Raw genomic sequence first — 15,136 nt, 5'->3', positions numbered from 1 at the left:
CGCTTTTGAATGAAGCGGAGTGTGGCGGAACCCACTGGATATCACAAACGATTTGCGACACGGTGGCCTCGGGGCGCCGTTTTTTTGTGGTGGTTCGAAATCGGACTGCTTCGACGTTCCGGCGGCGGTCGCTAGGATTGATCGAGCCAGGTCAAAACCCTCGACCTTTGAAGCAACTCGCCCGACTCGGCCGCATGCTGCGGATCAATTCAGCCAACACGACAAGCTCACACGAGAACCTGAATCATGCCATCCACATGTCGACTGTGTGTCTCCGCCCCTACGCGTTGCCGATTCGCGATCCTCTTTTCAATGATCTTTAGCTTCGCGGTTGTGTCAGCCCATCAAGTCATCGCGGCGGACGAACCACCGAATATCCTGATCATCTATGCCGACGATCTCGGATATGGAGACCTGTCTTCGTACAACGAAAGCTGCGCGTACGAGACTCCTCACTTGGACCAGTTGGCAGCTGCGGGCATTCGGTTCACGGACGCGCACAGTCCTTCGACCATCTGCTCACCGTCACGCTACGGATTGATGAGCGGTCAATGTGTCTTCCGCACGGGACGCCGATCGACTGCATTCGAAGGAGCCAGCGGTCCCAGTTATTTGAAGCCTGATGATTTGACGATTGCCGAGATGCTCCAGCGGGCAGGGTACAAAACCGCGATCTTCGGCAAGTGGCACCTCGGACTGACTTGGTACGGCAGTGACGGAAAGCAACTTCGTGGTGGCTTCAAGGACGTCACTGAAATCGATTACGAACGCAGCACGCCATTGATCGATGGGCCCAACAACCAAGGCTTCGACGAGTCATTCGTGACTCCCAATTGCCCGACCACGGATCCGTTGTATCTGTACATCGAAAACGGCATGGTCCCGGTGCCAGCCAATCAACGGCACAAACGCGACACGCTTCCGAACCCGGGCGGAAAGTGGCGATGGGACAACGATGAAGGTTGGAAAGCACCGGGCTACGAGTTTGTCGAAGCGGACATTCTTTTCTTCGACAAGACCCGAGAGTTTCTCGACCGTCATGTTCAAGAGTCGCCGGACCAGCCCTTCTTCGCAGTTGTCTCCACCCAAATCGCTCACGCACCTGTGCTGCCGGCCAACCAATTCTCGGGTTCCACGCAGGCCGGTGCCCGTGGCGATTTTGTTGCTGAACTCGACACGCTCACTGGCGATCTGCTCGATCATTTGAAGGAGCTCGGCGTCGATGACAACACGCTGGTAATCTTCAATTCCGACAACGGTCCTGAAACCATGCATACGGTTTGGATGCGTGAAGATCACCAGCATGACGCTGCCGGAGGATGGCGTGGGATGAAACGGGACGCTTGGGAAGGCGGCCACCGCGTTCCCATGATGATGAAATGGCCCGGCCACATTTCGCCCGCTCGCGTGTCGGACCAACTGATCAACACGACCGATATTTTCAAAACGCTCGCGGCCGTCGCAGACGTGGACTTGCCCGAAGACGTTGCCCTGGACAGCTTCAACATGCTTCCGGAACTGCTGGGCCAAGTCCCCGAGGGCGAGTCCGTTCGTCCTCACATGATCACGCAAAGTTTTCGCGGAGAATTTCAACTTCGGGTTGGCGACTGGAAGTACCTCGACCACGCAGGCTCAGGCGGCAACAACTACAACGACCCAACGCTTCAGCCCTATGCCAAAAAGGAACCCGAGCCAAACTTCCCCGGTCAGCTTTACAACTTGAAGCAAGACCCTATGGAAACAAACAACCTCTACGAGCAAGAAGCTGAAAAACGAAAAGAGATGCAAGCCTTGCTCAAATCCATCGTCGAGTGAAACCGAACAGAGTGAGCTCCGCCACAAAACTCACTGTTCATCCGAGTGGATCGCGAACTTCTTGAGCCGAACGCTTGATTCACTGCCTGCACCTCCGCTGTGCAACATCACGATGACCCTGTTGATCGGAGCGTTCGAGTGGTCTGACATCGACACAATACGATCTTGCTGTTCACCTTCAGGACGCACCATCATAAAGAATCGCTTGTCCCGACGAGCGATTCGCAAGGCCGTGGCGGAGGTCACGGTGTGTCGTTCGGTTCCGTTGAACCAGTCACTTCCATCCGGCATTCTCACTCTCGCGTAGCCTTCCGCTTGGACGATCCCGGGTGCATTCAACCCCAGTATCGAATTGACTCTGATGATTGGTTCGGACGTCGGCTGAACCTCGATCGCAAAGATGGCCTGCTGGCCCTCTCCCGCGCTCGCCAAACGGAGTTCGTCGAATTCCAGACGGAGATCGAAATCACCGTCGAAGGGCATTCGCGAGACGAGAGCACTCGCACCCCAGTTGATCGTTCCGACGTTTTGCAATCGAAGACCGCCGTCAGCTTCGTTCCAAGGTCTTGTATCACTCAGTCTTGCAAACATCTCCGGATCGGGTGCGGCTTTCGTGAAGTCATGCACATACGACTTCTTCAACTGCTTCTTTGAGTCGTCCAACTGGTTTCGCAACGCTTGCATGTCCGGCAGAGCAACTCCCGTGATCTGCTCTGCACGCACACTCACGCTCGTCCATGTCGTTGATGCAGAACCACCTTTCGATCCAAACACTTTCAAGGTGATGCCTCCCGCGTTCAAGGGGCCACGGCCGACTGGATCAGTCGACAGAAGTCTGAAAGTTGCCGAATCGTTTTCAGCGAACAAGTAATGAACCGTGGTGCCCAAACGAACCATTCGAAACACTCCCGATGTCGCTTCGTTCGCCACCCAATGGTCTTTTGCTCGCTGAGCTTGGTGGCCGGCATCCGTCATCGGAGAAAATCGGGTGCGTAACTTTTGCTCCTTGTTATCCCAACGGTGCCGAGCGACCCGAATTTTCTGACCGTCACTCGGCAAGTACGCAAGCATCTCGAGAGCCCCGTCGCCAACGTTTGCATGTTCAAAGTTCTCGAAACTTGCTCGCAGATCAAAGTCGCCGTGAACCTCAAGCCAAAGAGGCAGAGCGGTGCTTCGGCGATCGCCCGCTGCCATCGCGATGCCGTTCTCCTCAACTGTGATCGAGCCGCCTCGCTGGATGAAATCGCTCGAGTCAAAATCCAGCTTGCGAAAATCCTGCTCGTAAAATTGTGGCAGCGCAGACGCCAACTCTTCCATTTCCGCCGTATCCGGCCTCACGCGGTGATGCTCGCCAAACACTTCGTCTACATTTGGCCAGTCACCTGACCATCGCAAGTTTCGAACTCGAACGTTGGTTTTGTCCGCGAAATGGAACAATCCGAACTGCCGCTGGTTCCATGGTTCCAGCGTTCGCTCGATGATCGGGACTCCATTCAGTAGCAGCTGAACCTCGTCACCTCGAAGTTCCAATCGCACACGGTTCCATGAGTCGTTCTTCAAGGCAACCTGGGAACGCCTCTGATCTTGCTTCGCCACAACCGCTCTATTCGCGGGTGAAAGATTGCCCGGCTGAAACGCACCGTCCGTCACCCAGTGAACATTGACGCCATCGGGTTCGAGCATCAGAGCCATTCGATCGATCGTCGGGTGGACCGACGCTTCTCCCTTTGCGTAGAAGAACTCATATTCGATCGAGCCGTCTTCCATCATTGGCCGGTGATACACCAGCAGACTCTCTAGATTGGATCCCGCGAGTTCGCGTTGTGCTGCGTGTTGAACCTCGAACGAAGATCCCGATTCTTGAACCGCAACGGATCGCCATGCAGCCGAGTCGCTGGGATTATCAACAGGCTCATCGTAGTAGCTGTACCAACCAACCAATTTCGATGAATTGACCATTGCAATGTTAGAAGGGACCTCTGGTGATCCCGAAATGGTGAGGTTGCGAATGGCGCCATGGCTCAATCGATGCGTTCGCACGGCCAGCCAAGGAAAATGGCCGTCCGCCAAGTCGTGCTGCAACAGCAACCTTCCGTTGATGAAGTGGCGACAAACACCATCGCGGACCGAGACTCGGCAGCTCAACCAATCGTCCGGTGGGCTCATCGGTGGATCGAGAGGCAGCATTGTTTGGCTGCGGATGCCACCGATCTCAGCTTGGCTTCTCGAAGAATGGTGCGAAGCGAAAACACCACCGTAAGCGACTTGCGATTCTTTGAAGTTGAAACCAGTCACCTCACATTCGATTTCGAAATCTCCGGTCAGAGGTGATGGGAAATACAAGTAGTCATTGTTGTGCCCGGCGAGCTTGTGCACGGACTCTCCCGCGGGCCGCCACATCGCCTCAGTGAATCCGTTGCCTCGCGAATTGGCGGACACGACCGCGGCGGGATGCCACGACTCGAATGAATTGTCGGTTGATTCCAGCGAAGGTGAGTCGCTTCGGTTACTCAGTTGAAGTTTTGCAAAAACACCGAACGCATAGACGTCCCAGGCAGCGTTTTTGTCCCAGCTCAAGTTCTCGATCTGAAACGAGTAGATGCTGGTGACAAACTCGAGAAACTCATCGCTGCGAAGTTTGGCTTGCATCCCGTAAGCCAATGCCAATATCTCAGGCCAGTCCCGTTCATCGACGTCTGGCTCTCGCTTCCGCACGGACGTCGCCAGAGCGGCCAGAATTGGTGATGAAGACTCTTCTCGTCTTGCCAGTGGCTTCGAAGCGGAGTCCGCGATGTCGATCATGAACCGCAAGGCAAGTTTCGCTCGCGATTGCTGCGGATCCATCGGATACGTGATTGCTTGAACACGCTGGCGAAGTTCCGGCAGGCGTCCGGTTTGTTTCGCGACCGAGAGGAGAAAAAAGACGGGCGATGCGATGCCGTCGACGACGCTGTCCTCAGGAGCCAATTCGGAATTCGCGATCGGGTCGATTTGCACGAATCGAGAATTCATGCGAAACGAACGACGTGATTCTGATGCCAAAACCCAGTCGGTCAGAAAGTCGAATCGGTCGGTTGCTGATAGCTTCGACGCCTCTTGAATGACGCCATCCACACTCAGCGAAACGACGTCTTGTTCAAGCGAGAACAAATGCTTCAAAGCTGATTCGTCCGACGCGTTTCCGTTCGAACGCTGTGGCATTGCGAATGCCGGGAATGCAATCAGCAACGCGGTGAAGACAGCGGTGCGATACCTTCTTGTAGACGTCATCGATCACATCCTGGGGAAGTAGGATAGTTCAGAATCAAAGGCGCCCGCCGCATGTCTAGGCTCTCGCTTGGTTCAAGCGGATTACGGCGAGTCGTCAAAGCATCTCACTGTGACGATTGTACGCCAGCACATGACCCACGTCACATCGCGAACGGCGTAGCCGGTTTGTGCCACCATAAGAGTCTTCTCCCAACGCCTGACCCGATTGCAACACGGTTCGCCGAAACGGAAGGCTTGGGAGACGCTCTCGGTCTGCTATAGCAGTGGATTGATGATCACCGAGTATCTACGCAAGGGTTTTCGGGGATGTAAGCCGTGCGAATGTCAGCCGTTTGGCGTTGGCCACGGTTACTATGCACAACCAGGGCTAACAACCAAACGGCTCATGGGGTCAACCACAATTATTCCCGCCTCCTTGCTTACCAAGAAAAAATGCTACTGAGGGATTTGGAAGAGCGGGCGGATTTCGACAGTGCCCTTTTTCGCCGGCGGAATTTTGGCGGCGATTGAGATGGCTTCGTCGAGGTCTTCTACGTCCGGGATGACGAACGGAATTCCTGCATCGCGAATCTTCGCTTTGCCACGCACAATCCGCTGCGCCATTGTCGTCGGAGTGGTCAAGAACGCGCGAGCAATCTCATCGGTGGTCAGCCCGCACACTTCGCGAAGCGTCAGCGGAACCTGGATCTTCAAATCAATGGCAGGGTGACAGCAGGTGAAGATCAGCCGCAGTCGGTCATCCTCAATCACGGCGTCGCCGCGCTGCGTGTTGGAGTCAGTGACCTGTTGCAAACGAACGGCAACGTCCGGGCCCATCGATTTCAGCTTTTCGCGGCGACGGATCGTGTCGATCGCCTTGAATCGGCCAGTCGTGATCAGCCAAGCGATTGGCGTTTCCGGGATCCCTTCGTCCGGCCAACGCTCCATTGCAGCCGCAAAGGCATCCTGCATCGCATCGTCGGCCAAATCCAGATCACGAAACGCGCGAGCCAGCGAAGCAAAAACCTGCCGAGATCCTTCGTGGAAAATCTGCTCGATCTGCTGATGAATCGGTTGAGTCATGCCAGCGATTCTCGTCGCAACACACTCGTTCGGAAAGAGAGGGTGTTGCTTTCATCACACAGCGGTCCGCGAACTCGCCGGCGCTCAATACTCGCCGATCACGTTGCGATCGTTCTTACGACTGAGGTTGATGTAGATCTCGGACGAAACTGAATCGGTCAACGTTCGTGTGGATCCGTCCGCAAGGACGATGGTTACGAGGCCGGGGTGGAAGCTGTAAGGCGAAGCTTCGTTATCAACGTTGATATATTGCTCGCAAGTGTCACAGCCCTTCACCAGCCCGTCATCCGACCAGTTGTAGACACCAACGCCGTTGTTCCCAGCCCACGGACCGTAGCTGTAAAACTGCGCGTTTGTGGGTGGAGGTTGTTGCCGGCCCATTTTCCAATGTCCAGGCTTGCCGGACATTTCGAACAGCAAGATTGTGTTGCTGGTTCCATCAAGAATATCAGCAAACCGACTGCCTTTTTCATTCAAAATGCCACAGTCGGAATCGAACACGTGGACCTTGTCGCCCGTGGGAGAGTCCTGCAGATAGTGCATCCCTCGGACACCTTGATAGTCCGTTGCCATTCCCGTGATATCGGGAAGCATGTTGACGTCAGTGGTCCAGCCAACCTTCCATCCCGCGTAAATCGGCATCGTCCGTTCGCCAGGTGCGGAAGGGCAACTGAAGGAAGGGACTTGCCGATTGACAGCCGGTTGATTGGCGATGTCATCAAAGCCGTAGTGTTGATTGTAGGTGTCGTGAAGATTCGAACCTTCGATGTATGGCAGGATCATCGCCAGGAATCCGGTCACCACTTTGGTCGGATTTCCAGTGGAACCAGTTCCGTCGTAAACCAGTCGACCCGGTGGCAATGTTCTCAGAGCACTGTGGTAATTGTGGCAGGCCAGCCCAATCTGCCGCATGTTGTTGCTGCATTGCAACCGGCGGGCAGCTTCGCGTGCCGCCTGAACTGCCGGCAGCAACAATCCAACTAAAACGCCAATGATGGCAATCACGACCAGCAATTCAACCAAGGTAAAAGCTGAACGGCGGTGCTGGTTCTGTTTGGCAAACCCCATGCGTTTCCTCCGCGAAAGAAAGATGTCAACAGTTTGTTGTCACGTTCCTGGCTGGCGGAGGAAAAGTGGTCGATACCGACTCTTCCGGGCTGGCTTGGTTATTGCAACTGAGAATTGGTTTCAAAAGTACACCATGAGGTTGCATGCTGCAAGTCTCGGTGAGGCTGTGCCAAGGCAAATGACTCTTTCAAAACGCATCAGCTGGTCGATTGCCGTTGCGTCAGGTTTCGTCGCAGAAAGCATTGCGAATGCACTTCGGCTGATCTTTGAAAACACCATGGATGAGTTGCCTTGGGGGCAGATTCAGGATCTCACCACTGCCCAAGTCGCAGCTTCAAAGCTTGGTGGAGGCATAGAAGCCCATCATGCTGTAGTACATGAAGGCAGCCGTTAAGACACTGACCGCAATGACGCCGCTCCCGATCAGTCGTGTTCGTTTGATCTGCCACCACATCACTAATCCGGTCACGCCCCAAGTGACCATCGCGATCGCCATCGCGTCGATGAAAAAGGACCAAAGACGACGGCCATTCCAGTGTGGTGGCTGACCGTGCGAAGTATGCAATCGCACAAAGAACTGACGCGGTGAATAACCGTCCTCGCCGGTGTACTCGGTGACGTCAACGTGCCCGTCGCGAAGGACGTAGGTAACGCGAACCGGCACGTCATCGACCGTGGCCAGAAAGTTGAGTTTGCACCAACCAAGTGGCTCGATCTTTTCGTTGGGTTGCAAGCCGGCGGCACTCACCACTGTGGGGACGGTTTGCTCCGCAATCTCCATCGGATTAGGAGAAATATCGACTCGGCGAATCTCGCTCAGGACTGGCCGCATCGGTTCGCGATTTGGCGGATATGTTGCCACCCACGATGACTTGTTGACTGGGTTCAAATGGACGGTGTGTCGAGTCTCGCCATCTTTCCATTGAAAGCCAATTTCATTGGTAAATTCGGGGGCATGGTTGGGATTCAGTTCAATCGTCGACTCGGGAGATCCTTGACGCAACGCGTCAACAACTTGCTCTGCCAATGCGGATTGGTTCGGAAAATTGGACCAGCCCGATTCAGCCAACTGGTTCGCGCCAATCTGTTGCGAGACAGCCTCGGGGAACAGTCCCGAGTGATTCAGCATGGCTCCGGTTGCACCGTACAGAAACACCCATGGCAGAAGAAACAAACCGACGTACAGGTGGGCCCGCCGCGCGAGAATCAGGAATTTGCTTCGGGTCTTTCGCGGGCTTCGTTTCTTTGTTGTGGCTACTTCGTTCTGAGTCTTCATTTACTTGTTCACTAGTGATGCCGGAAGCCTGTCAGTACGTGCGGCAATGGACCATCGGATTGGTGCGGTGTCGAGTCATTCACCAACTGGAAGTCGAAGACAACAGCCGGTCGCGATCTTTGCGATCACCTTGGGAGGGTGCCTTCGTCGTTGCTGTAGCTGATCAGAGATGCAGGAATTCAAAATACGCAACATTTTTCGCAGGATCGATGAAAAGCAGAATCGGCTCGCTTCCATGCCGTTCGAATTTGGGAGCATCTTCAGGAACTTCAGATGGCGTGTACCAAGGCGGAAGACCAAAGGTTTGGATCGGCTCGGCATTTGGGTTTCGCGTGAGATCATGTTTCTTGATGAGCACGGTAAGGTCATCGATCGCGTTGAAGCGGAATCGGAAGTGATGTGAGAAATCGATTCCTTGGTCGGTGTAGTGTTGAATGTCATTGAACGCCGACGCATCTTCGTGAACGATGGTCTCGAACCAATTCTGTGCTTCCTGCGGTGACGATTCCCCCGGGCGAGATAGCAAGAAGAAAAGGCCGCCGGACGCCAAGATAGCAATGGCAGCCAAGCCGAAGCTCGTTGAGATGATGTAGCGCATGCACTTTTGCTCCTGCTCACATCGGGCCTGATTGATTAATCTGAGATTCCTCTTTTGCGGCGGCTTCGGCTTTGGGCATCAGTGGCAGCGGGATATCCTGAAGATCTGCGTCGACCGTCTCAAAAGCGATATGACTTTGACGCACCCGCTTTGTTCAGTTGAACCGCCAACCTGAAGGTGAATTCGCATTCTTACGACTTTGCTGATTCAGGCAAGGTGTTGCAGCCAATCTCTGGCTGAGCATCCAAAGCAACCGTAAGGATCGAGACGCGGCATCACATCAGGACTTCGCGAAGCTGTTCCAGTCGGGCGATTCGCAGGTTTTGCTACGGAAGGTCCGGACGCGGGGAGTCGATCTCTCGCATCAAGATTTGTTTCAGTTCCTCTACCTTTTCCGGGTAGCCAGATGCCAGATTGGTGCGTTCTTCGTTATCTGTGGAAATGTCGTAGAGCTGAAAGACTCCCTGCTTTCTGTCCGCTTCCACGAGTTTAAGTCCTTCGCCCGTGATCAAGGCTCGACTGCCCATTGCGTTGAAGCGATTGTTGATGACGACAAAATCATGTTGCTCCGGTTGCTCTTGTCCCAGCAGAGTTGGCAGGTACGAGATTCCGTCCTTTCCGTTTGGCTTGTCTTCCCCGACCAAGTCCGCCAGGGTCGCGAGAAAGTCGTAGTGTGCGGTCAGTAGCGAGGACTCGGAACCTTCCTGAATTTTGCCGGGCCAGCGAACGATCATTGGACACTGCATTCCGCCCTGGTAGCCGCTGCGTTTGAGACCGGCACGACCGCCGGCACCGTCGAAGATGTCGTTGCACTCGGATGTTCGCCATTTTTTGTCCGTGAGGTTGGCGGGATCTCCGTTGACGAGCGTTTGGGCTTTGTAGCTTGGTTTAGGACCGTAGTAGAGTTCGTGACCGTTGTCGGATGTGAAGAGCACCACCGTGTTGTCATCGATACCCAGCGTGACCAATTCGTTCATGATCAACCCGACATGATCGTCGAGCATTTTGACCATCGAGGCGTATTTCTTCTCCGCCAAACTCATTTTGGGGTGGTCTGCGAAGTCAGGATGCAACTCGGGAACTGCCACGGGGCCATGCGGCAATTGAGTGGGATGATACAGAAAGAATGGCTGATCGTGATCGGAACGCAGGTAGTTCAAGATTCCTTCGATGAAGACGTTCTGTGAATAGGTTTCACCGCCGTAGCCAACGGGTTCGTCGCCTTTCTCGCTGGTCTTTCCACAGTCTGCCATGGTGTTTCCGGGCAGCTCAAACCGTTCTCCGTTGCGCCATAGATAGGGCGGGTAGAAACCATGGCAACGTTGATGGTCGTAGTAGCCCTCATGAAAATCCCAGCCGAAACGTTGAACACGTTCATTCCAAGTGAGGAATCCGCGATCAAGTTTTCCGAACTGCGCGGTTTTGTATCCGGCTTGCTGAGCGACTTGAGCCAGAAAGACTTCGTCGTCAGAAATCGGGTTTGAGTTGGCTTTGTGCTTCGCGAACCGCTCTTGATAGTCCTCTTCGGTGATCTGGCCCGCATCTCTCCAGATCGGCAATCCAGCACGGTTTTGCGCCCATCCACCGTTGCGGCCGTCATGCATTCCTGTCAACAACGTCCAACGAGATGGTGCGCAGTAGACGCCGCCGTAGTAGTTCGTGAACTTCATTCCTTCGCGAGCCAAGCGGTCAATGTTTGGCGTTGTGACGACTTCTTGGCCGTAGCATCCGAGCATCCCTGGGCCGAGGTCGTCGGCAAAGATCAAAATGACGTTGGGGCGATCGTTCGCGTGGCATTTTGCTAGGAAACTGAATGCCGCAACCAGAACGAGCAAGGTCTGGATAAATGATTTCATTTTGTACTCTGGCCTAGCGGCGGTTCGTTGGACGCGGTTCGGTAGTTGATCGATTGGTGGACTGACGGCACGGTCCGATTCGAAACGTTGGCTTGTGTTCCGTCGAGAATTCAGATCAGCGATGTCCATTGGATTCACGAAGATCGGTCGCTGATCAAAAGTCTATTCACGATCTTTGCGTCTAGAGAAAAAGATGAGCGACACGAGAATCGCGAGTGGGATACCAAGTGTCACCAGCAGCATGACCCCAATCACAATGAGTTCGATAGGACCTGGAAAGCTCATGGCGATGGTTCTACGAGAGGAAAAGTCGTGGCGAATGGTGCCGAGACGCGTTCACTTTTGAAACGCCTGAGATTGCAAAGAGATTCGGCGAGCAATCGATCGCTCACCCAATCAGTGCATTTTACGTTGATAGAAATTGTACTTGAACATCAAAACAGATCCGTGCGCAATCAACAAACCAAACGCGACCGCAAAAGAAGCAATCGCGATTCGCGATTGAATCAAAGCATGCGTTTCAAAATCGGTCTTAGTCTACGAGCTTTGATGACGATTCATGTTCGCCAAAGAGCAATTGCCCAGCGATGCGACCGATGGTCATCACGGAAGCAAAGGCGAGCGTAAAAAGCGATATTCCAGCTTCGGTGGAAAAGCGGGAGAACGGAATCAGCACCGAGAAACATATGATGTAATAGACCGCATCGGATTGGGGGTTTCTAGCTGAAGAACGTCCTGTCCACTTTTGGATGATTTTGCCCGCGTACTCCATTGCGCAGAATGATGCCGTGATTGCAGCGGCTCCCACCAACGTTTGAAGGAAAGAGTAGCCTTCCCACCAAAACAATGCCGCAGAGAGCGGTATGAGTAGAATTGAGGAATGAGCGAGGAGCCGACTTACCTTAATGGAGTTCATCCGGTTCGCTTGCATCATTCGGATTCGGTAATCGTTGCTGGCAAACGTTTGTCACGTAGGTTGAGACCGTATTTGGATTCAATCTTTTGCGGATCAAAACGGTCGTCGATGTCGGAGTTGATGCTCCGCCAGTCAAACTGGAGCGTTCGAGTGCGTTCCGGTTCCTCGACCACTGCGGAAAGCGGGAGCCAGAATCCATTCTTTGAAATCAGTTTGAGAGAAACGTTGAAGGTTCCTTTGTTGCCGGTTCGGTCACGCAGGCGGACAGGTGAATAGCCCCGCTCTGGGTCGAGAAAAAGCAGATACGATGACTGCCCATCGTCCTCCCCGTAGCGAACCGTCTTGTCGGCCATGACGCGGGACTCAAGTGATGGCCACTCCATGTAGAATTCTGCAATCTTGTGGAGCGATGAGCCTCGATGCATGTCTCCGAGCGGTGCAATTCCGAAAGCCAGTGGATCAAAGTGGCCATCCATTCGACGATTGCTCGGATGCGAGATCGAACCTTTCGCGTTCTGCACAAGAATACTGAACTGCGGAGTGCGAACCTGCAAACGCTGCAGCTGATTCGCACCGTCCTGCAATTGATACTCCGCGACGAGTCGTCGATTCGCCGTTTGATCGGCGGCGATTTCTAACGTGACGACAGGTTCATCGACCGCCGGATTGACAACGCCATTGGTCGCTCGAGATGGGCGTCCGCGTTCGTTGATCGTCAAAGTGAGTTCGTAGTTCTCAATCCCCTCCCGGGACTCGGCAAAGTTTCGGATCGCATCTTTGAACGGAAGCGTGTCTTGAGCCAAGACAGCTTTGGGCGACAGTACCGGGCCAACGGCGATGAAGACCCAAAAACAAAACCGATTCATAATCTCTCCGTACGAACTCACTTGCCTGATCCCAGAATGCGTTGAGCTTGAATGGGTCACGTGGGACTGAATTTGTCTATGTCGCATTCAGTTTGAGCGGTCTTCGCAGCGGATTCAAGTCGACGCGGAGATTTGCGAGTCATTCGTATTCGGATTGGCCTCCACTTCGGGATTTCGTCGACTTCCCGTTTCTCGCCATTTCAGCCGGGTGTTTTGATCAGAACGGTGATCGATCTTGATGGAATGTCGAGCGTTGGCTCCGCGGCGCAATCATCCGCTGGTTCGGCGGTATTCCGTCATCACCTTCCCACCCACAATCCCAACGAAATTCATCGGCACCGTCGGTGTTGTTGTGCCCGTTGGCCCAGTTGCATTTGTGGTTGTAGGCGGTCTGATCATACAGCGTGCTTCCATCGTGCGACGTGATGTAGTTGATGCTCAATGGCGGCTGCAATGCGTGCATCAAGTCGTCGGGGAAGAGATCGCAACTGCCGTACAATCGTGTCATCAACTCAGTAATCATGCCGCGATCGCCGCGCACAAATCGTTGCACGGTATCCCGATTGCGAGCATTCCATTGCATCCATCGTTGTCCAGGAAAACGTTTCCCGAGCTGATAGGCGCCGCTTGCATCCCACGGTTCGGCGATCAATCGGTTGTCGCTCAAGTCTGCGTCTGTGCCGATCTCGCTGATGATGGGCGGGTCATCCAAGTTGATCGTGCCGTCGCTGTTTCGGGTGAAGACCGATGCCAGGTCAAAACGAAACCCGTCGACATGCATGTGCGAGTCCCAAAACCGGAGGCTGTCAACAATCATCCGTCGGACGGCCTGGTTTGCCGTGTGTAGTGTGTTGCCGGTTCCACTGTGGCTGGCATAGGGTGCAGTCGGATCGCCGGTCATCATGTACGCAGTGCTGCTATCGATTCCTTTCCAGTTGTAGGTTGGTCCAAGGTGGTCGCCTTCACGTGTGTGATTGTAAACGACGTCCAAGATGACCTCGATGCCGGCAGCGTGCAAAGCTTTGGCCATCGTGCGAAACTCATCCCGTTGATTGCAAGCGGACGGATCCGTCGCATAGGCGTGGTGTGGCGAGAAGAAGTTGAGTGGCATATAGCCCCAGTAGTGCCCATCATCCGGGTCGAACTGAAAAATCGGCATCAGCTCCACCGCGGTGATACCCAGTTCCAACAGGTAAGGGATTTTGTCCACAACGCCCAGGAACGTCCCGCGATGTGCCTCCGCAATTCCCGAGTTCGGATTCATCGTGAAACCGCGAATGTGCATCTCATAAATCACCAGGTCGCTGCCATGGTGCAACAATGAGTCGTCTTGCCAATCGAATTCACCAAACTGATTGGGCAGGATTCCCAAAGGTGCTTGCCCGGCGTTGGAACCAGGTCGTCGCGCAGGGTCTCTCGAAACCCCGGTGGAAAGAAGACTCCCTTGGCGAATGGGTCGAGGAGGATCTTTTGGAAATCGAAGTCATGGAAGTCATAGCCAGGTTGCGGTGCCGGTCCGTCGACGCGGTAGCCATAGTAAGCCCACTCGTTCTCGGCTTCGCATTGGACTCGACAATGCCAGACGGGACCTGACTTGTTATGCAGATAGTCCAATGCAATTTCGTGAGCGGGGGCATCCAATTCATCGCGTCGGTACAACAACAGATGCACCGAAGTCGCATGCCGCGAATAGAGCGAAAAGTTGAAGGTTGATGCATCCGCATTCCAACTTGCCCCGAGCGGAAAGGGGGACCCTTCGGCCTGTTCCCAAGTGTTCATGGCTTGGCGACTTTTTATAGAGAATGTCCGAATTGCACATTCGGGCATGAATTGTAGATTCGAAACGCCGTGGTAGCGGGTCTGTCATGTGGAGTGGTTCGCGTTTTGCTACTCATTGGCTCGCCAAACATTTCACTCGGGAGTTTTCAGATGAACGATCCATTTATCCAATCCGAATGGCAAGCATTGTGCGAACATGTCCACTTGTGTGCGAGTGGGATCGCAATTGACGCTAGCGAACAAACAGAGTTTCAGTCACAGGCAGACGAGTTTTCTGCCCACACGCCTCCGACGCGTTACACGGAATTGCTCGCGGAAACCGCAGCCGCCGCGAGGCTCGCCGTTCAGTGGCAGGACCAAACAATCCACGACGCAGATGACCATCGAATTGACGAAGCCAGTGAAGAGAGCTTTCCCGCCAGTGATCCACCCGAGTTCAATCGCACGCATGCCTGAATGGTATGCTGATCGGTTCCCTCTGCCGCAGACGGTTCGCCCACTTTCTAAGCACGTGAGCGGGAGTCGTTGAGCTTGATCACGATAGGGGTAGGGAAGTCCGGTTGAGCCGGACTCCCCTCCCTCAGAACCGTACGTGCGGTTCTCCCGCATACGGCTCGCCAGTCAGTGGGT

General features: G+C 54.2%; 12 protein-coding genes. 2 read left to right on the top strand and 10 right to left on the bottom strand.

Features of this window, described 5'->3' with window-relative positions; genetic code table 11:
- Window positions 1-246 precede the first annotated feature (246 nt).
- On the top strand, window positions 247-1,815 hold the full coding sequence (locus CEE69_RS29580) for a sulfatase family protein (protein ID WP_099264131.1): 1,569 nt from the start codon (window positions 247-249) through the stop codon (window positions 1,813-1,815).
- Between the two features lie 30 nt (window positions 1,816-1,845).
- Here CEE69_RS29580 and CEE69_RS29575 read toward each other — a convergent pair whose 3' ends face one another.
- The 10 genes from CEE69_RS29575 to CEE69_RS33425 form a co-directional block, all read right to left on the bottom strand.
- Window positions 1,846-5,085: a DUF1583 domain-containing protein gene (locus CEE69_RS29575; RefSeq protein WP_099264130.1), complete on the bottom strand. Its 3,240-nt coding sequence runs from the start codon at window positions 5,083-5,085 to the stop codon at window positions 1,846-1,848.
- A gap of 435 nt (window positions 5,086-5,520) precedes the next feature.
- Complete coding sequence (locus CEE69_RS29570) at window positions 5,521-6,147, bottom strand: sigma factor (protein WP_099264129.1); 627 nt, start codon at window positions 6,145-6,147, stop codon at window positions 5,521-5,523.
- 84 nt (window positions 6,148-6,231) lie between these two features.
- On the bottom strand, window positions 6,232-7,215 hold the full coding sequence (locus tag CEE69_RS29565; protein ID WP_099264156.1) for a DUF1559 domain-containing protein: 984 nt from the start codon (window positions 7,213-7,215) through the stop codon (window positions 6,232-6,234).
- 334 nt (window positions 7,216-7,549) lie between these two features.
- Window positions 7,550-8,491 (bottom strand): PepSY domain-containing protein, encoded by a 942-nt coding sequence (locus CEE69_RS29560; protein WP_099264128.1) that lies wholly within the window; start codon window positions 8,489-8,491, stop codon window positions 7,550-7,552.
- A 163-nt stretch (window positions 8,492-8,654) separates the two neighbouring features.
- Window positions 8,655-9,059 (bottom strand): hypothetical protein, encoded by a 405-nt coding sequence (locus tag CEE69_RS29555; protein WP_158231103.1) that lies wholly within the window; start codon window positions 9,057-9,059, stop codon window positions 8,655-8,657.
- 356 nt (window positions 9,060-9,415) lie between these two features.
- Window positions 9,416-10,945: an arylsulfatase gene (locus tag CEE69_RS29550; protein ID WP_099264155.1), complete on the bottom strand. Its 1,530-nt coding sequence runs from the start codon at window positions 10,943-10,945 to the stop codon at window positions 9,416-9,418.
- A gap of 532 nt (window positions 10,946-11,477) precedes the next feature.
- On the bottom strand, window positions 11,478-11,879 hold the full coding sequence (locus CEE69_RS29545; RefSeq protein WP_099264126.1) for a hypothetical protein: 402 nt from the start codon (window positions 11,877-11,879) through the stop codon (window positions 11,478-11,480).
- Window positions 11,876-12,727, bottom strand: a complete 852-nt coding sequence (locus CEE69_RS29540; protein WP_099264125.1) for a hypothetical protein — start codon at window positions 12,725-12,727, stop codon at window positions 11,876-11,878. Before CEE69_RS29540 ends, CEE69_RS29545 begins: the two co-directional genes overlap by 4 nt.
- Window positions 12,728-12,944: 217 nt before the next feature.
- Window positions 12,945-14,099, bottom strand: coding sequence for an alpha-amylase family glycosyl hydrolase (locus CEE69_RS29535; RefSeq protein ID WP_233215778.1), 1,155 nt, complete (start codon window positions 14,097-14,099; stop codon window positions 12,945-12,947).
- Window positions 14,021-14,506, bottom strand: coding sequence for a hypothetical protein (locus CEE69_RS33425; RefSeq protein ID WP_233215777.1), 486 nt, complete (start codon window positions 14,504-14,506; stop codon window positions 14,021-14,023). Before CEE69_RS33425 ends, CEE69_RS29535 begins: the two co-directional genes overlap by 79 nt.
- 150 nt (window positions 14,507-14,656) lie before the next feature.
- Here CEE69_RS33425 and CEE69_RS29530 point away from each other — a divergent pair, with 150 nt between their 5' ends.
- On the top strand, window positions 14,657-14,962 hold the full coding sequence (locus tag CEE69_RS29530) for a hypothetical protein (protein ID WP_099264154.1): 306 nt from the start codon (window positions 14,657-14,659) through the stop codon (window positions 14,960-14,962).
- Window positions 14,963-15,136: the final 174 nt, after the last annotated feature.

The sequence above is a fragment of the Rhodopirellula bahusiensis genome (assembly GCF_002727185.1).
Lineage (GTDB): Bacteria > Planctomycetota > Planctomycetia > Pirellulales > Pirellulaceae > Rhodopirellula > Rhodopirellula bahusiensis.
The sequence above is the reverse complement of the archived record's forward strand: the minus strand, read 5'-3'. Positions and strand labels throughout refer to the sequence as shown.